Annotated in this window: 19 protein-coding genes; 6 read left to right on the top strand and 13 right to left on the bottom strand. The window is 65.2% G+C overall.

Features of this window, described 5'->3' with window-relative positions:
• Positions 1–166: 166 nt before the first annotated feature.
• Both ABWW33_RS19325 and ABWW33_RS19330 read left to right on the top strand, forming a co-directional pair.
• Positions 167–946, top strand: coding sequence for a substrate-binding periplasmic protein (locus ABWW33_RS19325; RefSeq protein ID WP_353403276.1), 780 nt, complete (start codon positions 167–169; stop codon positions 944–946).
• Positions 937–1,533, top strand: a complete 597-nt coding sequence (locus tag ABWW33_RS19330) for a hypothetical protein (RefSeq protein ID WP_353403277.1) — start codon at positions 937–939, stop codon at positions 1,531–1,533. Before ABWW33_RS19325 ends, ABWW33_RS19330 begins: the two co-directional genes overlap by 10 nt.
• Here ABWW33_RS19330 and ABWW33_RS19335 read toward each other — a convergent pair.
• The 3 genes from ABWW33_RS19335 to ABWW33_RS19345 form a co-directional block, all read right to left on the bottom strand.
• Complete coding sequence (locus tag ABWW33_RS19335) at positions 1,471–2,067, bottom strand: hypothetical protein (RefSeq protein WP_353403278.1); 597 nt, start codon at positions 2,065–2,067, stop codon at positions 1,471–1,473. The genes ABWW33_RS19330 and ABWW33_RS19335 overlap by 63 nt on opposite strands.
• Positions 2,068–2,079: 12 nt before the next feature.
• Positions 2,080–4,773, bottom strand: a complete 2,694-nt coding sequence (locus ABWW33_RS19340) for a hypothetical protein (protein WP_353403279.1) — start codon at positions 4,771–4,773, stop codon at positions 2,080–2,082.
• 161 nt (positions 4,774–4,934) lie between these two features.
• Positions 4,935–6,464: a tetratricopeptide repeat protein gene (locus ABWW33_RS19345; protein WP_353403280.1), complete on the bottom strand. Its 1,530-nt coding sequence runs from the start codon at positions 6,462–6,464 to the stop codon at positions 4,935–4,937.
• 59 nt (positions 6,465–6,523) lie between these two features.
• Between ABWW33_RS19345 and ABWW33_RS19350 the strand changes: the two genes are divergently transcribed.
• Together ABWW33_RS19350 and ABWW33_RS19355 are read left to right on the top strand one after the other, a co-directional pair.
• Entirely contained in the window at positions 6,524–7,303 is a 780-nt protein-coding gene (locus tag ABWW33_RS19350; protein WP_353403281.1) for a substrate-binding periplasmic protein, read from the top strand.
• A 71-nt stretch (positions 7,304–7,374) separates the two neighbouring features.
• On the top strand, positions 7,375–9,480 hold the full coding sequence (locus tag ABWW33_RS19355) for a S9 family peptidase (RefSeq protein ID WP_353403282.1): 2,106 nt from the start codon (positions 7,375–7,377) through the stop codon (positions 9,478–9,480).
• 10 nt (positions 9,481–9,490) lie between these two features.
• Here ABWW33_RS19355 and ABWW33_RS19360 read toward each other — a convergent pair whose 3' ends face one another.
• Positions 9,491–10,273 (bottom strand): PEP-CTERM sorting domain-containing protein, encoded by a 783-nt coding sequence (locus ABWW33_RS19360; RefSeq protein WP_353403283.1) that lies wholly within the window; start codon positions 10,271–10,273, stop codon positions 9,491–9,493.
• Positions 10,274–10,485: 212 nt separating this feature from the next.
• Between ABWW33_RS19360 and ABWW33_RS19365 the strand changes: the two genes are divergently transcribed.
• Positions 10,486–10,878, top strand: coding sequence for an MAPEG family protein (locus tag ABWW33_RS19365; protein ID WP_353403284.1), 393 nt, complete (start codon positions 10,486–10,488; stop codon positions 10,876–10,878).
• 12 nt (positions 10,879–10,890) lie between these two features.
• Here ABWW33_RS19365 and ABWW33_RS19370 read toward each other — a convergent pair whose 3' ends face one another.
• From ABWW33_RS19370 to ABWW33_RS19400, 7 genes are all read right to left on the bottom strand, one after another.
• The gene (locus ABWW33_RS19370) at positions 10,891–13,047 is read right to left on the bottom strand and encodes a metallophosphoesterase (RefSeq protein ID WP_353403285.1); all 2,157 of its coding nucleotides are present in this window, start codon (positions 13,045–13,047) and stop codon (positions 10,891–10,893) included.
• 93 nt (positions 13,048–13,140) lie between these two features.
• Entirely contained in the window at positions 13,141–14,451 is a 1,311-nt protein-coding gene (locus ABWW33_RS19375) for an MFS transporter (RefSeq protein ID WP_176652824.1), read from the bottom strand.
• A gap of 117 nt (positions 14,452–14,568) precedes the next feature.
• A complete protein-coding gene (locus ABWW33_RS19380; protein ID WP_176652823.1) occupies positions 14,569–15,282 on the bottom strand; it encodes a BON domain-containing protein in 714 nt (237 codons plus the stop codon).
• A 106-nt stretch (positions 15,283–15,388) separates the two neighbouring features.
• Positions 15,389–16,072, bottom strand: coding sequence for a hypothetical protein (locus ABWW33_RS19385; protein WP_353403286.1), 684 nt, complete (start codon positions 16,070–16,072; stop codon positions 15,389–15,391).
• 216 nt (positions 16,073–16,288) lie between these two features.
• On the bottom strand, positions 16,289–17,989 hold the full coding sequence (locus ABWW33_RS19390; protein WP_176652821.1) for a DUF8614 domain-containing protein: 1,701 nt from the start codon (positions 17,987–17,989) through the stop codon (positions 16,289–16,291).
• A 54-nt stretch (positions 17,990–18,043) separates the two neighbouring features.
• Complete coding sequence (locus ABWW33_RS19395) at positions 18,044–18,643, bottom strand: short chain dehydrogenase (protein WP_353403287.1); 600 nt, start codon at positions 18,641–18,643, stop codon at positions 18,044–18,046.
• The gene (locus tag ABWW33_RS19400; RefSeq protein ID WP_353403288.1) at positions 18,640–19,251 is read right to left on the bottom strand and encodes a short chain dehydrogenase; all 612 of its coding nucleotides are present in this window, start codon (positions 19,249–19,251) and stop codon (positions 18,640–18,642) included. The genes ABWW33_RS19395 and ABWW33_RS19400 overlap by 4 nt, the downstream gene beginning before the upstream one ends.
• 106 nt (positions 19,252–19,357) lie before the next feature.
• Here ABWW33_RS19400 and ABWW33_RS19405 point away from each other — a divergent pair, with 106 nt between their 5' ends.
• On the top strand, positions 19,358–20,278 hold the full coding sequence (locus ABWW33_RS19405; protein ID WP_353403289.1) for a LysR family transcriptional regulator: 921 nt from the start codon (positions 19,358–19,360) through the stop codon (positions 20,276–20,278).
• Between the two features lie 9 nt (positions 20,279–20,287).
• Here the strand turns inward: ABWW33_RS19405 and ABWW33_RS19410 are convergent, their stop codons facing one another.
• Both ABWW33_RS19410 and ABWW33_RS19415 read right to left on the bottom strand, forming a co-directional pair.
• The gene (locus tag ABWW33_RS19410) at positions 20,288–21,769 is read right to left on the bottom strand and encodes an efflux transporter outer membrane subunit (protein WP_353403290.1); all 1,482 of its coding nucleotides are present in this window, start codon (positions 21,767–21,769) and stop codon (positions 20,288–20,290) included.
• A 40-nt stretch (positions 21,770–21,809) separates the two neighbouring features.
• Positions 21,810–23,423, bottom strand: coding sequence for a DHA2 family efflux MFS transporter permease subunit (locus ABWW33_RS19415; RefSeq protein ID WP_353403291.1), 1,614 nt, complete (start codon positions 23,421–23,423; stop codon positions 21,810–21,812).
• Position 23,424: the final 1 nt, after the last annotated feature.

Here is a 23,424-nt window from a genome sequence, read left to right on the forward strand (position 1 = left end):
TGTCGCGCCTGTGCAGGCTATTTCATCATAGACTTATCGAAGCGTTGCCGTATAGAATTTCCAATGCATTTGCAATATTTGGTGAGTTTTCGCCACACTCTGCCTCGGAACGGCTACTGGTGTAAGCTAGCGTCAAGAGCGCACAGCGCATGGCTGAGGATAGCAGATGGCAGGAAGGCAGGTCGGATGGCAACGGCTGTTGTGTGCGGCATGCTGCGGCACGCTGCTGGCCGCTGCCTTGCCTGCGCGGGCGGTCACGCTGCGCACCGCCGCCCAGGAGGGCACCGAGCCGAAATTCATCGCCGACGGACCGGACCGCATCGTCGGCCTGTGCATCGATATCATGCGCGCCATCGAGCAGCTCGATCCCAAACTGCAGTTCATCGGCGACCAGCGCTGGAAGCCTTTGATACGCGCCTACTCCGAACTGGAGAGCGGCCAGCAGGACGTGCAATGCGCGGTCCAGCGCACGCCGGACCGCGAGCCGCGTTTTCATTTCCTCGGGCCGGCGCTGTACACCATCGAGTATCACTTCCTGGCGCGCATGCAGGACAATGTGGCGATCCATAGTTGGGAAGACGTGCGCCGCCTGGCGCCGGACAACGTCGTGCTGGTCAACCGCGGCTTCGCTGCCGGCAACATCGTGGCGGCGATGGGCGGCATCGTCGTCGACGCCAACTCCACCAGCCCGCAGCACAATCTGCAAAAACTGATCGCCGGGCGCGGACGCCTGTTTTTCCATCGCGGCCCCGGCTTGAATAAACTGCTGGAGCGCACCGGCACCGCCGACAAGGTCCGCATCCTGCCGCAGGTGATGTACAGCGCCAAGCTGTACTTCGCCACCAGTAACAAGCTGACCGGCGATATCAACGCGCGGCTGGAGCAGGCCTTGTACACGCTGGAGAAAAACGGCGAACTGGAACGCATGATGCGCAAATGGGATTGAACTTGAAGCAGCTGGCGCGCGCCCTCGCTGCCTTGCTGCTGGCGGCGGCATCGGGCGCGGGCGGCGCCGCCGACATGCAGGCGGCACTGGTGGTGACGATGCCGCCGCAGCAGGCGCAGCGGACGATACTGCAGGCGGTGCGGCAGCTTGCCCCCCAGCGCGAGGAGCACCGGCGCTACCGCATGGCCCTGCCCTTCGGCGCGCCGTTGTTCCCGCCCGACGCCGATTTCGCCGCGCCGTCAACCGCCGCATCAACCACCGCGCCGGCACTTGCCGCCTGGCTTGCCCTGCCCGCCGCGCAGCGCCGGTACGACGTCCTGATCACTCCCGACGTCGACTACTACTGGAACGCCGAGGGCCGCCAGTACAGCTGCCAGTTCATCATCCACGTCCAGGCCCGGGGTGGCGCCGGTTCGCAACTGGCGCTGCTGCAGGTGCGGCCCACCGAGTATGCCGGCAAGCACTTCGACCTGCTGGGCCGCACCGGCCCCGGCCGTTACATGGACTTGCGCCCCGCCGCGCCGTCAGCGCAGACCGAGGCCGAACTGCGCGCCTTCCTTGCGGCGGCGCTGGCACACCCACAATAGCACCAGGCCCAGCACCAGCAGCGGCAAGCTGCCCGGCAACGGCACGGCGGTGATGCCGGCCACGTCCAGCGAGAACGGCGACACCACCACGTCGGCCGCCTGCAGGAAGGTGCCGCCGGACAGCGGATCGCCGCTCCACCATTCGCCGGACAGGCTGAAGCTGCCGCTGTCGATCTGCCCCGGCAGCGCGAACGGGAAGATCTGCACGCCATACAGGCCGGTGTGCAGAGCCGCATCGAACGCGACGGTCGCGGCGGCGCCCGGCACCAGGATGGGGAAGTCGAAGTAGCTGGCGTCGGGCGAGCCGATGCTGAACGACGATGCGCTCAGCTGGGTCGGCACGAACCAGTTCAGCGTGTCGGTGTTGACCAGCTCGTAACCCCAGCCTACCGTCTCCCCCGGCAAGCCGCTGATCGACCCGCCGGCCGGCTGGGCGGCAAACGTGAACGTGAACGGCAGGGCCTGCACGGCCGGCGACCAGCACAGCACGGCAAACAGCAACGCGAACACGGCGTACAAATGTCTGAGTTTCATGGCGGCTGCTCCTTATTTTGGAATGATGGATTGCGCCTGCGAGTAGGCGTAGATCACGCCGTCGAGGTCGCTCACACTGCCGTTTTCGCTGACGCTGAAGCGCTTCACGGTGGACGGCACGTTGAAGGTCAGGCGCACGGTATAGAAACTGCCCACGTCGACATTCGGCGTGACGAACGGCAGCGCCGGCGACAGGGCTGCGTTCAGCGTGACGACGCCGCTGCCGGACAAGGTATGCATGGACAGCGAGGACAAGGTCATGTCGCGCGCGGTGCCGACGCCGGTATTGGTGAGGCGCACATCGACACCGACCACGCCAGGCGCCACATTTTCCTGGCCGACGATCTGGGCGACGAAGTCCGGCCGCCCCGGCAGCTGCACGGCGCCGGTGACGAACACCGTCAGCGATGCGCTGTTGTGGACGGTGATGACGCTGCTGCTTTGCGCCGTCACCGTGATGCTGTCGGAGCTGCCGATGCGCGCGCCGGCCGGCGGCGCCAGCGTGACGGTGACGTTGGCGGTGGCGCCGCTGGCCAGGGTCAGCGTGGTGGGCGAGACCGAGGTGATGTAATGCTGGTCGTCGGTGGCGCTGATGCCGAAGGTGCCGGCGGGGCCATCGTTACGGATCTGGTACGTCAGCGTGGTGGTGACGCCGGGACGCAGGTCCTGCCGCGACGGCGGCGTGACCGACACCGTTTGCGGTTGCACCAGCACGCTGACCAGGCGCTGATACGGGAAGCCGGAACTGTCGGTGCCGGTGGCGTAGGCGACGAAGGCTTCATTGGGCACGGTCAGCGCGCCGAAGAACTTGCCGTTGTCGGTCTGGTCCTGTTCCAGCGCCAGCGGCGACAGCAGCTCGAAGTTCTTGCGGCGCAGCTGGAACTGCGGCGCGCTGGAAATGCCGGTCAGCGCCGCGATCGCATACAGCGCCTGGCCCGGCCCCGGCTCGCCATCGATCGCCAGCAAGCCCTGGTGCGGCGGCATCGCGCCGAAGCGGGCCAGCTTGAACGAGCTGAACGCGAGGTCGGCGATGCCGTTGACGTTGACATAGGTCTGGTCGGACGAATTGCCGACGGCCAGGGTCCAGGCGCCGCGCGGCGGGTTGTCGATCGAGATGATGACGCCGCTCGACAGGCTCAGGTATTTGGTGGCATTGGCGAGGGTGACCACGACGCCGTCCGGCCGGGTCAGGGTCACCGTCGGCTGCATGCCCTGCAGCGTGCCGCTCACCGACACGGTCAGCCGCGTCATGCTGCTGTCGACCGGCACCGTGTAGCTCTTGGTGCTGGCGTAGGTATCGACCGTCGACAGCAGCTGCACCACGTTGTTGCGGCCGACCAGGTCGGCCAGCTGGGTGACGGTGCCGGCTTCGCTGCCGAACAGGAAGAACACTTGCCCCCCGGTTTCGGCGGCGGCCTGCAGGTAGCCCGGCGTCAACGGCGAGCAGCTGCCGAACAGCATCGGATAGATCTTGATGTCCTTGCTCTTGGCCAGGCTGATGACGGCGCCGGCCAGCCCCGCGTCCTTGGCGGTGGCGTCGGTGTACATGAACAGGTCGCCGCCGGGATCGGCCAGCGACAGGCCGTTGTACATGCCGGTCATCGCCAGTTCCGGACAGTCGCCGCCGCCCGAGGCGCCGAGTCCGCCGATGAAGCTCTTGAACAGCGCAGCGTCGTTGGTGGCGACGGTGGGACCGGTGGACGGGTCGTTGAACGGCGCCAGCACATACTGCAGCGGTTCCTCGTCGGTGCCCAGGCGGGCGTCGACGATGCTGGTGGCCGAGGCGCGCACGCCGGCGATGATGCCGCCCATGCTGCCGGTGGTGTCGATGGCAAAGGCCAAGGTCGGGCCTGCGCCCAGCAGCGCTTTCAGCTGGGCCGGCGTGACCTCGGCCTTGATGTCTTCGATGAACTGCTGGGTGCCGGCGATGGCGGCGGCCGCGGCCGTGCCGTGGTAGCTGCTGTGCGGCGAGATGTCGCAATACAGCGTGTCCTTGTTGATGCCTTCGCGGAAGTAGCCGACCGGGTCGCTGGACGGCGAGCTCTTGTCCAGCGGGCCGCCGTGGCTGCACTTGAAGGCGCCCGGCTTGACGCGGTCCTCGCCGCCGTAATAGCCGCTGGTCAAGAGCGAGCCGATGATGTTGGACGAGTTGGCGCAGGTCAGGCCGGTGTCGGTGAAGCCCGAGCAGGTCGGCGTGGCGGGGCCGGCGAACGGCAGCGCGCCGGGACGGCCGACGCCGGGATGGGCGGCGCTGTTGCCCTGCTCCACCCAGTTGCTGTGCGAATAGAAGTCCTGGATGGTGTGCAGCGCGCTGCCGAGGTTGTCGCGCGCGCCGGTGGCGTTGATCGGATCGCTGCGCAGCGCGTCCAGCACGTTCTGCTTGAGCGTGGCCAGGCGCAGCTGGGCGCCGGCCGCGTTCTCGCCGTCGAAGTGCTTGGCCGAGCTGGTCTGGTCCTCGTCGACCTTGGCGTCCGCTTCGATGATCTGGTCCAGCGCCTTCTGCATCGACGCGGTCAGCTTGGGCACGGCGAAGTAGCGCTTGTCGAGCGCCTCGATGCCGCGCTGGGTGATGTCCTGGTGGGTCAGGCTGCCGGCCGACTTGGAAGTGATGAAACAGACAAAGCCGTTCTTGGGACAGAAGGCCTTGCCGGGAATGCTGGCGACCAGCAACAGCGACGCCAGCAACAACGAGGGAGCAATGCGCATACGATTTCCTTTCCCATGCGTGGATACACCAGCCCGCGCAATGGCGGGCACCGGCGGTGTAACGCATTTATCGTGCCGTGCTCTGCCTTTCCTTTGAAATCAGGTGATTAGCGCGCGCCGGACGGACGGCGCGCGGATGACTGTCAAGTTCGCCGACAGTGCTACAGCGGCGCGCCCAGCAACTTCAGATGCTGTACCGCATTGTCGTTCTTCGGATCGAGCTTCAGCGAGCGCCGGTAGTGCTCGATCGCCTGCGCCTTGTCCTGCGCCGTCTCGTAGGCTTCGGCCAGGCTGTCGTAGGCGTTGCCGCTGTCCGGATGCAGCACCGTCACGAGCTTCAGGACGGCGATCGCGCCCTGCGTGTCGCCGGCGCGCATCAGCCCGTAGCCCCAGTTGTTCATGTCCGATTCGGACAGCTCGAATTTCGGGTCGGCCTTGCGCAGGCCTTCGTAGACCTGCTGGACGTCGGCAAAGCCGCTCTTCGCCGATTCATGCGCCAGCATTTCCATCGTCGGCGGCGCTCCGCTCGACAGCGTTTTGCTCACCGTCAGCAAATGGTCCGGCACCCCGTTCTTCTTCGGCTCGTTGTCGAGGAAGGTCTTGGCCGATGGCTGCTGCTTCAAATAGGCGTCCAGGTATTCCAGCACGTAGCGCGCCATCCAGCTGTGCGACTGGCTCACCTCGGCCGCGCTGTACTCGCTGTAGGCGCTGGACGGCATGAAGCGCAGCGCGTCCGAGGAGAAAGCAAAGTGCTCCATCGCCGGCAGCGTGACGATGCGCACGTCGGAATACTTCATCTCGTTGAGGAAGCTGGTGACCGGCTTGCCGCGCTTGGCCAGGTCTTCCAGCGAACGCGGGCGCGCGGCCAGGAACAGCATCGGCACTGTCAGGCGCGACGGCTGCACGTACTTGGCCTCCTGGATCCGCTCGGGCCAGTAGCGCACCGAGCCGTCGAGGTTGACCAGCGCCTTGACGCGGTTGTCGCGCGCGGCCACGAACACGTTCGAGATACCACCCCAGCTGTAGCCGGCCACCGCGATATTGCCGGTGTCCGCCTGCGGCAGCGTATGCGCATAGCCGATCAGGAAGGCGATGTCGGCCGCCTGCGCTTCGATGCCTTCGACGTCGTCGGTCATGGAGCGGCCATGCGCGCCCATGCTGGGGCTGGCGATGACGACATAGCCGTGGCTGGCCAGGTATTCGCACAGGTCGGCGTTCTCATAGGAATGGGCGCCGAAGCTGGGCGCATAGATCACCACCGGAAACTTGCCGGACGCCGGTTTGGCGTCGCGCACGGCCCACATGCGGCGCGCCATTTCCTCGCCGGCGTGTTCCTTGCCGCCGGGCGTGCCGTTCAGCCTGGTGGCCAGTTCGGCGTTGATGACGGCGTCGCCGCGGCCGAAGCGTTCCTCGCTGGCGGCCAGGCGGAAGTACTCGCCGTAGCTGACCGGCTTGCCGGACTTGGCGGCCGGATACCAGATCACCGTCTGCATGGGGCGCGCGGTCTCGCCGCTGACCGGCTTGCCGGTGACGACATCGTATTTGCCGAGGTAGGAGCGGGCATAATCATATTGCTCCACCACGCGCAGGCCGACGCCGTGTTGCCCCGGGGCGACATCAAAGCTGAAATTGGACGCGGCCTGGCTCAGGCCCGCCACGCAACATAGAATAACGGTGAGTAGTTTGCGCACTGATATACTTTCCATGATAAAAATACAAGTATATAGGCAACCAACACGCAAGGGGTGAAATGAAATTGCTGAGGCCGTTCTGGCTGGTCATGCTGGCTTGTACGCTGTTGGGCTCGCCTGCGCACGCGACGCAGGTGACCTTGCGCGTGGCCGCGCAGGAAGGCACCGAGCCCAAGTTCATCGCCGCCGGCAAGGATCGCATCGTCGGCTACTGCGTGGATTTGTTCCGCACCATAGAACGCATCGACCCCGGGCTGATCTTCGTCGGCGACCAGCAATGGCTGCCGTTGGTGCGCGCGCATTCGGAGCTGGCCAATCACCAGCACGACGCGCTGTGCGCGGTACAGCGCACCGCCGAACGCGAGCGCCAATACCTGTACCTGGACCTGCCGCTGTTTCCCCTGCAGTACATGTTGCTGGCGCGGATCAACGACAAGGTGGTGATCAACGGCTGGGACGATGTGCGCAAGCTGGGCGCGCAGGGCGTGGTGCTGGTCAACCGCGGCTATTCCACCGCCGAGATGCTGGAGCAGTTCGGCGGCTTGCGCATCAATTCCAGCGCGACCAACCCGGCCATGAACCTGCAGAAGCTGATCGCCGGACGGGGCCGCTTCTTCCTGCACCGCGGCCCCGACCTGCAAGGCTTTCTGGCGCGGGCCGGCATGGCCGGCCAGGTCAGGATACTGCCGCATGTGATGTACACCACCAACGTCTACATGGCGATGGGGACGCATGTCGATCCGGCGGTGGCGGCGCGCGTGCAGCGGGCGCTGGAGCAGATGGAAAAAACCGGCGAACTGGCGCGGCTGCTGAAGAAGTGGAACGGCAACGGCGACTGAATAAGCTTGATTGACAGCAACGTCGGTTTTGGCCACTATCGTTGCTTCACCGATTTTCAAGCACACTCGCCATGACCATGCCACGCCTCTCCCTACTTGCCCTGCTGATGTCGGCCAGCCTCGGCGCCGCCGCTGCCGATGCTCCGCCAGCCAAACATGCGATCACCCACGAAGACGTGTGGCTGGCCAAGCGCGTCGGCGCGCCGCTGCCCAGCCCGGACGGCAAGTGGGCGGTGTTCTCGGTCACCGAGCCGGCCTACGACAGCAAGGAGCAGTGGTCGGACCTGTGGATCAAGTCGCTGACCGACGATACCCCGCCGCGCCGCCTGACCTTCAGCAAGGGCGGCGAAAGCGCCGCCAACTGGTCGCCGGACAGCCGGCAACTGGTGTTCGTGGCCAAGCGCGATGGCGACGATGCCGGCCAGATCTACCGCATCGACGTGGCGGCCGGCGGCGAGGCCCAGCGCCTGACCACGCTGACCCTGGGCGCGCGTTCGCCGCGCTTCAGCCCGGACGGCAAGCAGCTGCTGTTCGTCAGCGATATCTTCCCCGGCAACACGAGCGAGGAAGACGTCAAGAAAACCGCCAAGGAGCGCAAGGACCGCAAGTACACGGCCCGCGCCTACGAAACCTTCCCGCCCCGCTTCTTCGACAAGTGGCTGGACGACAAGAAGGTGCGGCTGTTCGTCATGGATGCTGACGCCGGCGCCAAGCCGCGCGACCTGCTGGCCGGCAGCCAACTGGCGGCGATGCCGGGCTTCGGCGGCGGCCAGGGCGACGAGGGGCAATCGCTGGAAGCGCTGTGGGCGCCGGACGGCAAGTCGGTGCTGTTCTCGGCCTCGACCAACCGCGACGAGGCGGCGCGCGCATCCGGCTACACGCAGATCTTCAGCGTGGCCACGGCCGGCGGCGAGCCGCAACAGCTCACCCGGGACAAGCACAGCTATCACAGCCTGCGCTTCAGCGCCGACGGCAAGACCTTGTTCAGCCTGACCGAGGCGGAGGAAGAAGGCAAGGTCTATGACGTCACGCGCCTGGCCCGCTTTGCCTGGCCGCTGGCCAACCCGGCGCCGAAGATATTGACGGCCGCGCTGGACCGCTCGATCTCGCGCTACGTGCTGCCGAACGGCACCGGCCGGGTCGTGTTCAGCTTCGAGCACGCCGGCCTGGAGCAGCTGCATTCGATCAACTACGCCGGCGGCGACCTGCGCGACGAGGCTTCGCCGCCGACCGGCAGCATCGGTTCGCTGGCGTCCGGCGGCAAGGCCATGGTCGGCGTGTGGGAGTCGTCGATCAATCCGCCGGAGGTGTACGCCTTCGGCAACGGCGCGCCCAAGCGGCTGACCTCGTTCAACACAGAGCGCGCGGCAGCCATCGACTGGCAAGCGCCGGAGCACTTCTGGTTCAAGGCCAGGGACGGCCGCATGATCCACAACATGATCGTCAAGCCGGCCGGCTTCGACCCGGCGAAAAAATATCCGCTGTTCGCGGTGATCCACGGCGGCGCGGCCAATATGTGGCGCGACCAGTTCGTCATCCGCTGGAACTACCACCTGCTGGCGCAGCCTGGCTACGTGGTGCTGCTGACCGACTACAAGGGCTCGACCGGCTACGGCGAGGAATTCGCCCGCGCGATCCAGGGCGATCCGCTGAAGGGGCCGGGCGACGAGGTCAACGAGGCGGTCGACGAAGCGGTCAGGAAGTACAACTACGTCGACGGCGGCAGGCTGGCGGCAGGCGGCGCCAGCTACGGCGGCCACCTGGCCAACTGGCTGCAGGCCACCACCACGCGCTACAAGGCCATCGTGTCGCACGCGGGCGAGATGGACCTGGTGATGCAATGGGGCAGCAGCGACAGCATCCACGGCCGCGAAGTCAACAGCGGCGGCCCGGTATGGGGCGGCCAGGCCGTGTGGCGCGAACAGAGCCCGGTGATGCAGGCGGGGAATCACGACAAAGGCACGGGCTTCACCACACCCATCCTGATCTCGGTCGGCGAGCTGGACTACCGCGTGCCGGCCAACAATGCGCTGATGAATTACGCGACCCAGCACCGCCTGAACGTGCCGGCCAAGCTGCTGGTGTTCCCGGACGAGAACCACTGGATTTTGAAGGGCGACAACAGCCGCTACTTCTACAGCGAAGTGCACGGCTGGCTGGCCAAGTACCTGCGATAATCCGTTGGCGCTAGGCGGCGTCGGCGCGCTGTCCCGCGCGCCGGCGGCTCCAGCACAGCGCCGCCCCGCCGATGGCCAGCAGGGCCGTGGTGGCGGGATCGGGGACCCGGACGAACAGATTGTCGAGTTGCGAAATGCCGATCTGTACCGTACCGCCGCCAGTGACCCGCATCGCGCTACCGTCTACTGCTTCAGACACATGGAAGGTTTCGCTCGGCAGGAAGTTCACGGCGTCTGTCACCGTCGCGCCATCGCATTCGGCAAAAGGCAAATTGGCGCCGGCACAAGTTGCCGCCATCGCAGCGGGCGCGACCGAGATCTCCTTCTGCGCGCCCAGCGTATTGTAGAACCCGCCTGACACATTTTCGATAAACGTGGCGGCCATTTCGGCGCCGCCGACAAGGAGTCCTCCCAGCACGTTGGCATCGTAATCGATCAGCTCACCGAAGGCGGCGGTGGACGAAGGGGAGGAAATCGGAACTGCCGCAAACCACGGGTTCAGCGCCGGATCCAGCGGCGTGAAGCGCAAGCCCACGGGGGTGCCGTTGCCGGGGGAATCGATAGGCGTCACCTTGATCGCCCCGCTGCCAATGAAGTCGAAATGATTAAACACCACCTGGTCTATATTGATGAACGCGCTGGGGTTGCTCAATTCGGCCAGCGTACAATATTGATTGACGGCGGCACAACCTGCGGTAATGAACGACGCATTGGCGTTGTTGAGAGTCAGCAGCCCGGTAGCCAACACCAACTCAAGTGTCCAGCGGACACAATTCCTCCTGAAGTTTCTCATGATGCTATCCTTTTCATCCGATACGTGGATCGTCCCGCGGCGCGGTCAGCCGCAGTGGCGAGAACCACCACGGCGTGCCGGAGCAAGCCGCATGCCCGATGAAAAAATCCTTATGAAACAAAGGGGAAATCAGGGTCAGCAGGCGCGGTGTAAAAGTCGCCGACGTTGAAGGTGGATGACGGGCGAAATATTGAACATAACGAGGAGACTGTATGACGATTGCAAACTGGTGCGTGCTTGTCGCATGTTTTTTGCCGACCGCGACCATCGGACTGGCCAAGCTCGCGTCGGCCCGGATGCCGCGCGGCGAAGGCCGCTACGACAACCAGCGTCCGCGCGAATGGACGGCGAATCTGACCGGCTGGAAGGCGCGCGCCAACGCGGCGCAGATGAACGGCTTCGAGATCCTGCCGCTGTTCATCGCGGCGGTGGTGCTGGCGCAACAGGCGCACGCGGACCAGGGGCGGATCAACCTGCTGGCGATGAGCTTCATCGGCTCGCGCATCGTGTACATCGCGCTATACCTGGCCAACATCGACACGTTGCGCACGCTGGTGTGGCTGGCCGGCGTGGGCGTCAGCATCGCGCTGATGGCGATGAGCTGACGCCCCCTCCCCTTAGTTGAAGCTGAGCCCGCTGCTGCTGGCGTTGCTCAGCGTCTTAGCTTTCAGGTCGATCGTGAAGTGGTCGCTCGGCTTGCCCGAACCCAGGCCCTTCAGGATTGCGAACACCTGCTTGAACTGGTTCTGGAACAGCACGTGCACCGGGTTCTGGTCCGACGGCTGATCGCCGATCCTGGCGATGGTCGCAGGCGATGCAGGGAACGCCGCCATCAACACCTTGTACTGCGCCACGCGCTCGGCGCCCATGTCGCGCAGCGCCAGTTCGCCGGCGTACACCGTGCGGTGGAAGTCGCCGTAAAACTCGTAGGCGCTGATCTTGGCGAAGTCGGCCAGCTTGAGGTTGGCGGCGGCGGCCAGCTGCTCGGCCTTGGCTGTGGCCGCGGCCCAGTCAGCGGTCAGCTGGCTGGCGGCGACGCCGCCGTCGGCGACCGTGCCCTTGGCGGCGCAGGCGGCCGTGATCGGCAGCACGCCGGGATTGTCCTTCAGCTGCGCCAGCGTGACCCTGGTCTGCAGCTGCGACAGTATCAGCATCTGGCGCGCGTCCAGCGACATCGCCGCTTCCTTCATTTCGCACGGCCAGTAGTCGCCCATGAAGCGCAGGCGCGACAGTTCGCCGAAGTAGGTGCGGGTGAATTCGCCATACGACCTGGTGTCGAGGATGCCGCGGTTCCAGCGCTTGGCGACATCGCTTGCCAGCACGCTGCCCTGCAGGTAGTCGTACTCGGTCTGGTACAGCGGGAACAGCTCGTTGTAGCGCGGGACGCTGTTCAACGCCACGGTCTGCACATCGATCTGGTCCTTGCCCTGGTAGCTGACGATCTTGTAGGCGGCGCCGAACACGGCCAGCGACGGCGACTGCACGTTGACCAGGTAGTTGCCGGCGGCATCCTTGTAGTCGTTGGTGCCGTTGAAGTGCATGTGGCCGCCCATGTGCAGCGGCAGGCCGGTGGCGGCCAGCGCGGCGGTGGTGGCAGCGTCCGGCATGCGCGTGATCTGGAACGCGCCGGACTTGAAGACGGCCTTCATGGCGCTGGTCTGGTTGGCGTAGAAGTCCATCGTCGGATAGTGCGAGAAGGCCATCAGCTGCTTGCCCTGCGCCTTGGCGCGCTCGGTCACCGACTTGATCCATTCCATCTGGTGGATCTTGTGCGTCAGCACCTTGTTCCAGCCCGCGTCACCGGCGCCGTCATAGCCCTTGAAGGAGGTCGGATTGGACGGATCGAACTTGGCGTTCGGAATGTGGACGTTGGCGTCCAGCGCCAGCAGCCAGATGCCCTTGACCGGCTCGACCAGGTAGCTGGCGTCGATGATGTTGCCGCAGCGGGTGTAGGCCTTGCCGAGCTTGGCTTCGCCGGCGGCCTTGTAGCTGCCGCCCTCGCCTTCGGCGCAGATCTCGAATTGGCGCTTGCCCAGGTCGGCGGCGGCGACGGCGGCGCTGTAGCTGTACTTGCCGTCGGCGTATTTGGTGAACGGGGTTTCCCAGTAGATGTCGTTCTGGTTCGGCGTGTAGCCGAAGTCGCCCAGCTTGGTCAGCAGCTTTTCGTAGCCCTGTTCCATCAGCTGGTTGGTGCAGATCACGGCCGGGTCCTTGGCCTTGCAGGCGGCGGCACCGGTGGCGTAGATTTTCTGCTCCTTGCCGTCGCGGGTCAGGAAGTCGTTCTTGCCGGCTTCGTCATCGTCGAACGGCTCGTTCGGATCGTGGTTGCCGGGGGCGATGAAGAAGCGCATGCCCTTGCCCTGGTATTCGTGCAGGATGTCGGCGATGCCGTCGATGTTGATCGGCTGGGCGTCGTCGGAAATGTCGCCCGGCAGCGCGACCAGGCGGATGTTCTTGCTGAAGGCGTCGTCCAGCGCGGCGCGGAAGGCGAAGTAGTTTTCGTTGAACAGCCGGGTCGAGGTCAGCTCGGCATACATGGTGCGGATGGTGGCGTTCTTGCCGTCCTTGGTCGGGATGCCGGCGAAGTTGGGGTTCTTCAGGTCGCCGTAGATGTTCTCGAAGTGGACGTCGCTCATGAAGGCGACGGCGGTCGAGTTGTAGCCGTTGCCGGGATTGGTCTCGGTGATCGGCAGGCCGTCGCTGCCGCAGGCGGCCAGCAGCGAGGTCATGGCGGCGGCCGCGATCAGCGGGCCGCCGGGGAAGGCTAAGCGCATACAAAACTCCATCAGGCTGTTAAGGTCGAGCGCATTGTTGCATCGACACGTGACAGCCTGATTACATTTTGGGAGCGCTTCCAGTTTCCTCTTTTATGCCGCCTTGGCCGGGGCGACGGTGCCTGCCGCCGCCGCGACCGCCGGCTTGCGTATCAGCAGGATGATGCCGGCGGCCACCAGGCAGGCGGCGCCGGCGGCAAACAGCGCCGGGTTGTAGGTCAGCATCAGGGTGCGCACTCGGCCGGCGCCGTACGCGGCCACGGCGGCGCCCAGCTGGTGGCCGGCGAACACCCAGCCAAACACCATGCCGGCCTTCTCCTTGCCGAAGGTGGCGCCCGCCAGGCGCACCGTCGGCGGCACGGTGGCGATCCAGTCCAGCCCGTAGAACATGGCGAACAGCGACAGGCCGTACAAGGTGAATTCCGAATACGGCAGCCAGAACAGCGACAAGCCGCGCAAGCCGTAGTACATGAACAGCAGCTTGCGGTTGTCGTAGCGGTCCGACAGCCAGCCCGAGGCGATGGTGCCGACCAGGTCGAACGCGCCCATCATCGCCAGCACCGAGGCGGCCGGCACGGCCGACAGGCCGGCGTCGCCGCACAGCGAGATGAAGTGGGTCTGGATCAGGCCGTTGGTGCTGAGGCCGCAGATGAAGAAGGTGCCGAACAGGATCCAGAACACGCGGTTGTTGGCGACGCCGGCCAGCACCTTGAACGGCGTGGCGAAAGTCACTTTCATCGGCGGCGCGATGGGGGCTACCGGCGTGCCGGGCGCGGCGCCATACGGCGCCAGGCCGACCTCGTTCGGACGGTTACGCATCAGCAGGAACACCAGCACGGCGACGATGGCGCAGGCGGCGAACACGGGGATCACCGCCATGCGCCAGCCGAAGTGCTCGATCAGCCAGGCGCCGACCGGCAGGAAGATCAGCTGGCCGGTGGCCGAGCTGGCCGTCAGCACGCCGACCACCAGGCCGCGGTGGGTGTCGAACCAGCGGGTGGAGACGACGGCGCTGAGCACCAGCGCGGTCATGCCGGAACCGATGCCCAGCATGATGCCCCAGAACAGCACCAGGTGCCAGAACTGGGTCATTTGCGTGGCCAGCGCCAGGCCGGCCGCCACCAGGGTCAGCGCGGTGACGACGACGTTGCGCAGGCCGAAGCGCTCCATCAGGATGGCGGCAAACGGCCCCATCAGGCCGAACAGCACGAAGCGCACGGCCAGCGCAGACGATATCTGCTCGACGTCCCAGCCGAATTCCTTCGACAACGGCTGCAGCAGCGCGCCCGGCAGGCCCAGCGCGGCCGACGAGGTCAAGGCGGTCAGGAAGGTGATGGCGACGATCACCCACGAAAAGTGCAGGCCGCGCTTGTGCAGCCAGTTGGATAAGCTCAGGGCTAACATGATGTCCTCACGATGGCGATGCGTGCGGGAAGGCACGCTATGTCGCCACTTTACATGATGATCATCATGAATACAAGGAAAATAATGGGCCGCTGGGAGGCGGCCCGGAAAGACGGCTTACTTGATGCGCAGCGAGCTTTGCACCTTGTTCACGCCCTTGACGTTGCGGGCCACATCGACCGCCTTGTCCACTTCAGCCTGCGACGGCACGAAGCCGCTCAGCATCACGGTGCCGTTGGTGGTTTCCACATGCACATCCAGCGACTTCAGCGCCGGCTCGGCCAGCAGTTCGGTCTTGACCTTGGTGGTGATCACGGAATCGGCGACGGTGTCCTTGGCCATGGCGCTTTTCTGCTTGGTTTCGCAGGAAGCCTTGTCGGTGCCGGTCAGCGTGCTGCAATCGATGCCGGTCTGGGCGACGTCGGCCATTTGCTTGCCGGCCTTGGCGTCGTTGATGGCGGCCACGTGCATCGACTTGGCGGTGCTCTGGCAGCTATCCTTGTCGGCGCCGGTCAGCGGCGAGCACTTGGCCTTGGCCAGGCTGTAGTTGGCGTCGGCCACTTCGGTCTGGGCTTTCTGGATGGATTTCTTATCGTTCTTGTACTGCATCGCGGCGGTCGCCTCGGCGTTGGCGCGGGTCACCTTGGCCTGTTCGACGCAGATATCCTTGGCGTTGCCCGATTGTCCATCGCAAGCGGCCTTGGCGGATTTATAGTCGATTTCAGCCTGCTTGGTCGCGGCCTTGTACGCCACCGTGTCGTTATTCGGGGTGGTGGCGGCGAAGCTGGCGCTGGCCGCGGTGGCCATGACGAAGAAGAGTAACTTGTTCATGATGTGTCCCTTTTTGTGGTGGTTGGCTAGGAACACATTAAACGCCGGGCGGCGCGGATACTCTGTGCGCAAACGTACACTGTTCGGCAATTGCCTGCGGTGTGGTTTATTCGTCGCGCAACAGGCCCTGGCGCCACAGTTTGCCGGCTTGTTCGAACAGGGGCAGGTCGCCGGCAAACGCGGCGCCGGTGGGCGCCAGCTGCAGCCAGGCCAGCGTGCTGTGCGAGCGGGTGGCCGGCGACGGCTGGCGCACCTTGGCCATCCACGCGGCGACGTCGCCGTACTGCGCCGGGTGGCGCTGCTGGATCCAGGCCAGCGCGACCAGGTCGGCGAAGCCCTCCTCGCGGCGGGTTACGCGCAGCGCCTGCAACTGCTCCTGCGTCGCGTCCGGCGCCGCGGGAGCGCTTTCCTCGAAACCGGCCGGCAGCACGTGCCAGATGCCTTGCGCGTAACGCCAGCAATGGCCGATCTCGTGGGCGACCATCGCCTCGATCATCAGCGGCTGCTGCGCGGCCGGTACCGAGGACAGGATGTCTTCCGCATTCGGATTGCCGCGCATCGACAGCACCAGCTTGCAGCGGCCGTCCTGGAAGCCCAGCGCCAGCGGCACGTCGTTGGCGCGCGCCTGCGGTTGCACGGTGATATCGATCGGCAGCTTGAGTTCCTGCTTGGCGTAGGCCAGCACGGCGGAACCGGCGCTGAGCCAGCGGGTTTCCATCTCGGTCAGCTGGGCGGCCGACGCGAGGCTGGATGACAGGAGCAGCAGGAGGAATAAGGTGCGCTTGATCATGGTGATCAAACTGTAGCATGCTGACGGCAATAAAAATTGCCCTATAGAAGGTTCTACAACACTAAATTAATACGTAGAAAAAGTTGAATCGTTGAAGTTTTGAAAGCAATCCGGGGTCACAATCCGGGGTCAGATCCGACATTTGGACACAAGCTCTGCCGTAGCAGTCGCTACGGCAGAGCTTGTGTCCAAATGTCGGATCTGACCCCGGATTTTTTATTTACCCAGCAGCGTATTGGCGGTCTTGAATTCCGGGCGGATGTCGTTCGGAACTGTTTTCATTTTATCCAGCGCTTTTTGCACGTCCGGACGGATCACCACGTACTTGGCCATCATGTCCTTGGCGCGGGCGTAGTCGCCGGTCGCTTCGATGGTCAGGAACTCGCGGTCCAGGTCGATCACGGCCTGCTTGATCTTCTTGAAATCCACCGCGAAGGTGCCGTCGCCGTGCGAGATGAAACCTCCCTTGTCGAGGATGTAGTTCATCTGGATCGCCATCCCGCGCGCGTGCGAATCGGTCAGGCCGAAGTGCAAGGTGCGGAAAGCCGATGCCAGGAAGGTGGTGTACAACTTGCGCTCGGCGGCGGCGCCCTGCCCCAGCGTGCCGGCCAGCTGCCCCTTGTCCATCATGTAGCCCAGCGCGTACAGGCCGGTGATGTCGGCCTTGGCTTCCTCGATGGTCGAATAGGCTTCCTTCAGGTCCTGGCGCGGCGTCGATTCGGCGCCGTTGTTTTTTGTGATGTGCGGACCCAAGCCATGGGTGATTTCGTGCGCCAGGATGTGGGTGAAGAAGGAATCGAAATCGACGTCTTTCTGATCGGCCGGCTTCAGCACCAGTTTGGAGATCGGCGTCAGCGTGGACTTGAATTTGGCCTGCTGCACATTCTTCAACATCACGCGCTTGGAGCCGCGCTGGCTGATGATGCGCTCGTCGTTCGGCAGGTTGTAGGCGGCCGTCTGCACGCCCATGTTGCCGTCGCCGGCGCCGTACACCTGGTTGACCACCACCATCGGCGCCAGCGCGCCGACTTTCGGATTGCGGTATTGCGCATCCAGCGGCAGGTTGTCTTCCAGCTCCTGCATGTGCTTGGCGAAGAAGTCCAGCTTCTGCGTTTCCTTCTGGTCGCGGATGTTGACGTAGGCTTCAAACGCGGCCTTGTAGCCGAACAGCTCGTCGTTGTAGGTTTCGTATGGGCCGATGGTGATGTCGACCGGCGCGTCCAGGTCCATCCAGGCAAAGTCGGAGGCCAGGTAGTCGTTGCTCAGGAAGGCATCGGCGCGCAGTTCCAGGAATTTCTTCAGCGAGGCGTTGTCGGTTTCGGCAGCGGCCTGCTTCAGCAGCGCGGCGGCCTTCTCCAGTTCCGGCTTGTATTCGTCGGAGTATTTGACGGTCTTGAACTGGCCGTCGGCGTTTTTGCGGATGGTGGTGAAGAACCATTGCGCCTGCTCTTTGTCGATCGCCGGCAAGGCGTTCATCCAGGTTTCCAGCGCCTGCTTGCTGACGCCTTCAGGATAGAAATTGCCGGCTTCGGGCTTCTTGGCCGGCACGGCGATGCCCGACACTTCGGCGGGCAGGAAGCTTTGATGGTCGTCCAGGATCGACCACGGGCCCTTGTTGAGCCAGAAGTAGTTCAGGCGCGCCTTGCCCAGCGGGGTCTGGTCTTTTTGCAGCGCGGCCCACAGGGCCTCGTTGCCGGACCAGCGCTGGCGTAGCTGCAGCACGTCGATGATCTTGGCCGCTTCGATCAGCTTGGCGATGGCCTTCTTGTCGCCAGCAGAGAGTTTGCTGGTGTCGGCGGTCAGCGCGATCGGCGCGAACCGCTTGGTCATCTTGTCCAGATCGGCGAGGCTCGCAGGCGCGGCGAAAGCGGAGGCGCAGGCGGCTGCCAGGGCCAGAGGGAGCAGTATTTTTTTCATTGGATCCTCGGGTAGAGTGAGGCCCACATTATACGATCACCGCTCCCGCATGCCTCACCAGGCCCTGTATATCCGCCCCGTTTCCGCGCCATCGACGCTGCGGGCGTAGGACAAGGCGGCGCGGCTGCCCTCGATCGGCTCGAAGCCGGTGAACAGGTCGCCGAACAGATGCGCCGACTCCTGCAGCACCGTCGGGCTGACGGCATTGATGCGCAAGCCGCGCGGCAGCTCGATCGCGGCCGCCCGCACGAATCCCTGCACCGCCGCATTGGCGGTGGACGCCGCCACCGCGCCCCGTATCGGATGCTCGGTATCGACACCGCTGGTCAGCGTGATCGAGCCACCATCGCTGAGAAACTCCTGCGCGACCAGCACCACGTTGACCTGCCCCATCAGCTTGCCGTTCAGACCGACGTAAAAATGCGCCGGCGTCAGCCCGGCAAGCGGCCCCACATGCAAAGCCCCTGCCGCCACCACCACCGCGTCGACGCGGCCGACCTTTTCAAACAACGCCCGTACCTGCGCGATGTCCTCGATATCGACCTGATACTGCCCGCCGCGCGCGCCGACCGTCACGATCTCATGCCGCAGCCCCAGCTGCTCGACAACGGCCCGGCCGATGGTCCCGCTCCCGCCGACAACGACCACCTTCACGCCGCGGCTCCCCACGCGCGATACACCTGACCAGTCTGCGCACCGTCAACGCTGCGCGCATAAGACAGCGCCGCGCGGCGCGCCGGCACCGCCTCGAAACCGATGAAGAACGGACCATAGCTGCCCATCGATTCTTCCAGCACCGTCGGGCTGACTACATTGATGCGCAAGCCGCGCGGCAGCTCGATCGCCGCGCCGCGCGCAAAGCCTTCGATAGCAGAATTGACCATGGTGGCGCTGACGCCGTTGCGGATAGGCTCATCGGCCACGATGCCGCTGGTCAGCGTGATCGAGCCGCCGTCGTTAAGGTATTCCTGCGCCACCAGCGCCACATTGACCTGCCCCATCAACTTGCTGTTCAGGCCCACATAAAACTGCTCCGGCGTGAAGCCGGCCAATGGCGCGAAATGCAGAGCGCCCGCGGCCACCACCACCGCGTCGACGCGGCCGATCTGCGCAAACAAGGCCCGTACCTGCGCGATATCCGCGATGTCGGCCTGATACTGCCCACTGCTGGAGCCGACGGTGACGATCTCATGCCGCTGCCCCAGTTGCTCCACAACCGCCTTGCCAACCGTGCCCGCTGCGCCAATAACGACTACTTTCATGATGTTCTCCTTGTGAGTGATGGGATGAACGCCAGTATCCACCTCAACACCAAAGGAATAAATGAGCTAACATGAAGATCATTACTAACTCATACTTAGCAATAACATGGACAAGCTGCGCAGCATGGAGATCTTCGTCGCCGTCGTCGACGCCGGCAATTTCACGGCCGCCGCCAGCGCCTTCCAGCTGTCGCCGGTGATGATCGGCAAGCACATCGCCCACCTGGAGGCCACGCTGGGCGCGCGCCTGCTGACGCGCACCACGCGCCGCCAGAGCCTGACCGAGATCGGCGCCCAGTACGTCGAGCAGTGCCGCGCCATCCTGGCGCAGATCGCCGCCGCCGAAACCGGCGCCGAGGCGATGCGCAGCGTGCCGCGCGGACGGATACGCATCACCGCGCCCTTCTCCTTCGGCAGCGAGTGGCTGGCGCCGGCGATCACCGACTACCTGCGCCTGCACCCGGAAGTGAGCGTGGATCTCAGTCTCAACGACCGCATGGTCGACATGGTGGAGGAAGGCTACGACGCCGCCGTGCGCATCGGCGCGCTGGACGACTCCGGCATGATCGCGCGTCCGCTGTTCAACTACGCGATGGCGATCTGCGCCTCGCCAGCGTATCTGGCGCGGCATGGCACGCCGCAAACGCCGGACGACCTGGCCGGACACGAATGCCTGGATTTCATGGTGGGCGCGGTGGGCGTGCGCTGGCGCCTGCAGTCGGTGCATGACGTGCGCGGCAAGCGCGAGCTGCCGGCCAGCCGCTTCCGCACCAACAGCGGGCAGGCTTTGCGCATGGCCGCGCTCAAGGATTTTGGCATTGTGATGCAGGCCGAAGTGCTGCTGGCGCAGGACATTGCCGCCGGACGGCTGGTGCCCATCCTGTGCGGCCACCTGCCACCGGCGCGTCCGATGAACCTGGTCTACCCGCGCGACCGGCGGGCCACGCCCAAGCTGACCACTTTCATCGACTTCGTGGTGGAACGCTTCGGGCCAGCGGCAGGGTTGCCGCTGGCCTCATCCGCGTAAAGGGTAACGTCAGTTGGCCAGCGGCTTGATGGCGCCGTTCTGCGCCACCGTCGCCAGTTGTGCGCTCGGCTGCCAGCCCGCGCCCAACGCGCGCGCCACCGACACCGCCGCCAGCAGGCGCTGGGTGTTGATCTGCACCGCCGCGCGGTCGGCCGCCAGCGCGCTGCGCTGCGCATCGGTCACGTCGAGATAGGTCGACACACCGCGCTCGTAGCGCGCACGCGCCACCAGGTAGCCGCGCGCCGCCGCCACTTGCGAGGCTTGCTGCGCCTCGCCCTGCAGCTGGCGTTCCTGCACGTCCGACAGCGCGTCTTCCACTTCGCGCAGCGCCGTCAGCAGCTTGGTCTCGTGGTTGGCGATCGCCTCTTCATAGCGCGCCTTCGAGATCGCCAGGTTGGCCTTGTTGCGGCCACCGTCGAAGATCGGCAGCGACAGCGCCAACGGGCCGACGCTGAACTGGCGCGAACCGCCCTTGCCCAGCTCGCGCAGGCTCTCCGACGCATAGCCGAAGTTGGAGGTCAGCGTCAGCGACGGGTAAAACGCGCCTTCGGCCACGCCGATCTGCGCATTGGCCGCGCGCAGGTTGGCCACGCTGCCCGCCAGGTCCGGGCGTTGCGCCAGCAGGCTGGCCGGCAGGCCGACAGGAATCGCCGGCGGCAGCGGCAGCACGGCTGGATCGGCCTTGGCCGCCGTCAGCATCGCCGACGGCGAAGCGCCGACCAGGGTCGCCAGGCTGTGCTCGAGCAGGTTGCGCTGACGCTGCACTTCATGCAGGTCGGCCTGCGCGTTGGCGCGCTCGATGCGCGCGCGCGACACGTCCAGTTCATTCGACAGGCCGGCGTTGAAACGCGCCGTCACCAGCTCCTCGGTTTCGCGGCGGGTGTCGAGCGCGCCGTTCAGGATCGCCATCTCGGCGTCCAGGCCGCGCAGCTGCCAGTAGGTGGTCGCCAGCTGCGACGACAGCAGCAACAGCACGCCGTCACGGTCCGCTTCGGCCACCAGCGCCTGAGCGTCCGACGCTTCGACCAGGCGGCGCACGCGGCCCAGCAGATCGAGTTCGTACGACATCGAGGCGCCGATCGCGTAGTTGTTACCCTTGATCGAACGCCCGCCCAGCGCCAGGCCCTGCGACGTTTCGGCCGAGGTGCGCGAGTTCGACACCGAGGTGCTGACGCTCAGCGACGGCTGCTGGTTGGCACGCGACACGCCGGCCTGCTCCAGCGCCTGCACCAGCCGCTGCGCCGCCGCCTTCACGCTCGGGTTGTCGCGCAGCGCGGTCTGTTCGAGACGGTTCAGCGTATCGTCGTTGAATACGGTCCACCACTGGGCGGGCAAGTGTGCCTCGCTGGCGCCGGCTTGCGGCAGATGGCGGAACGACGCGTCGGCGACGTTTTTCGGCGCGGAGAAATCGCTGCCGACGGTGGCGCAGCCGCTGATGGCCAGCGTAACGGAGACAGCGAGCGTCAGGCGCTTCAAAGCTGAATTCAACATGGTGTTACCTCACTTAATATTTTAGATTGAAGGCCGGCGCTTAGTGCGCGCCGCCGCCACCGCCCGACGAAGGGGCTTTGACTTTGTCCGAGAACCACAGCACGCCGATGCAGCCGAACAGCACCGCCGCGACCAGGAAGAAGCCGTCGTTGTAAGCCATCACATACGCCTCGCGCCGCACGATGCCGTCAACCGCCTTCAGCGCCATGTCGGACGCGCTGGTCGCATCGAAGCCCTTGCTCATGAAGGACTGCGTCAGCGCCGCCAGGCGTTCCTGCGTGGCCGCCGCGAAGCCGGTCACCGATTCGCCGATGCGCTGCGAGTGGAAGTGCTCGCGCGAAGTCAGCGCGGTGGCCAGCAGCGCGATGCCGATCGAACCGCCCAGGTTGCGGGTCATGTTGATCAGGCTCGATGCCGACGGCATGTCCTTGGGCTCGATGCCGTTCATCGCGAAGTTCGACAAGGTCAGCATGACGAACGGCTGGCCCAACGCGCGCACCACCTGCGACAGCAGCAGCTGGTCGTAGCCGGTGGAAGCGTCCATGTAGGCGTTCATCAGGCAGGAGCCGCCGAACAGCAGCAGGCCGAAGGTGCACAGGATGCGGTTGTCGATCTTCGACGACAGCTTGGCCACGAACGGCATGATGAACAGCTGCGGCAGACCGGCCCACATGATCACTTCGCCGATCTGCATCGGCGAGTAGCCGGCGATCTGGCCCAGGTACAGCGGCAGCAGGAAAGCCGAGCCGTACAGGCCCATGCCCATCGCCATCGACAGCGCGGTGGCCGCGAAGAAGTTGCGGCGGCCGTACAGTCCCAGGTTGACGAAGGGCTGGGCGCGCATGGCGCTGGTGACCACCCAGCCCAGCAGGCCGACGATGGCCAGCGCCGCGAAGGTGATGATGAACGACGAATCGAACCAGTCCTTGCTGTTGCCCTCTTCGAGGAACACCGTCAGGCTGCCCAGGCCCACGGCCATGAAGGCGATGCCCAGCCAGTCGGCGTTGAGCAGCAGGTTGAGCTGACGCTTTTCCTTGTCCAGGCCGACGGCGATGCCGCCGATCAGCAGCAGGCCGGGCACCCAGTTGATGTAGAAGATCGATGGCCAGCCATACAGCTCGCTCAGGTAGCCGCCGAAAGTCGGGCCCATCGACGGCGCCAGCGTCGCCGTCAGGCCAAAGATGGCCATGCCGGCCGCGCGCTTGGACGGCGGCAGCTGGGTCATCACCAGGGTCATCGCCATCGGAATCAGCGCGCCGCCGGTAAAGCCCTGCAGCATGCGGAAGGCGATCATGCTTGGCAGGTTCCAGGCGAAACCGCACAGGGTCGAGAAGCCGAGGAACAGCGCGGTGGTGCCCATCATGTAGGCACGGACGCCGAACACGCGCGACAGCAGGCCGGTCATCGGAATGACTATGATCTCGGCCACCAGGTAGGCGGTGGCGATCCACGAGCCCTCTTCCTGCGTGGCCGACAGGGTGCCGAGGATGTCCTTCAGCGACGAGTTGGTGATCTGGATGTCGAGCACCGCCATGAAGGCGCCCAGCATGCCGGCGGCCACCGCCATCCAGGTGCGGCCGGAGACCTTCTCGCCCGGCACGGCGGGCACGAAAGGCTTCCCGGCGGCAGGCGTATCGATTGTGGTGCTAGCCATG

It is taken from the genome of Duganella hordei, assembly GCF_040369125.1.
In the GTDB taxonomy this organism is placed as follows: Bacteria; Pseudomonadota; Gammaproteobacteria; order Burkholderiales; family Burkholderiaceae_D; genus Rugamonas; species Rugamonas hordei.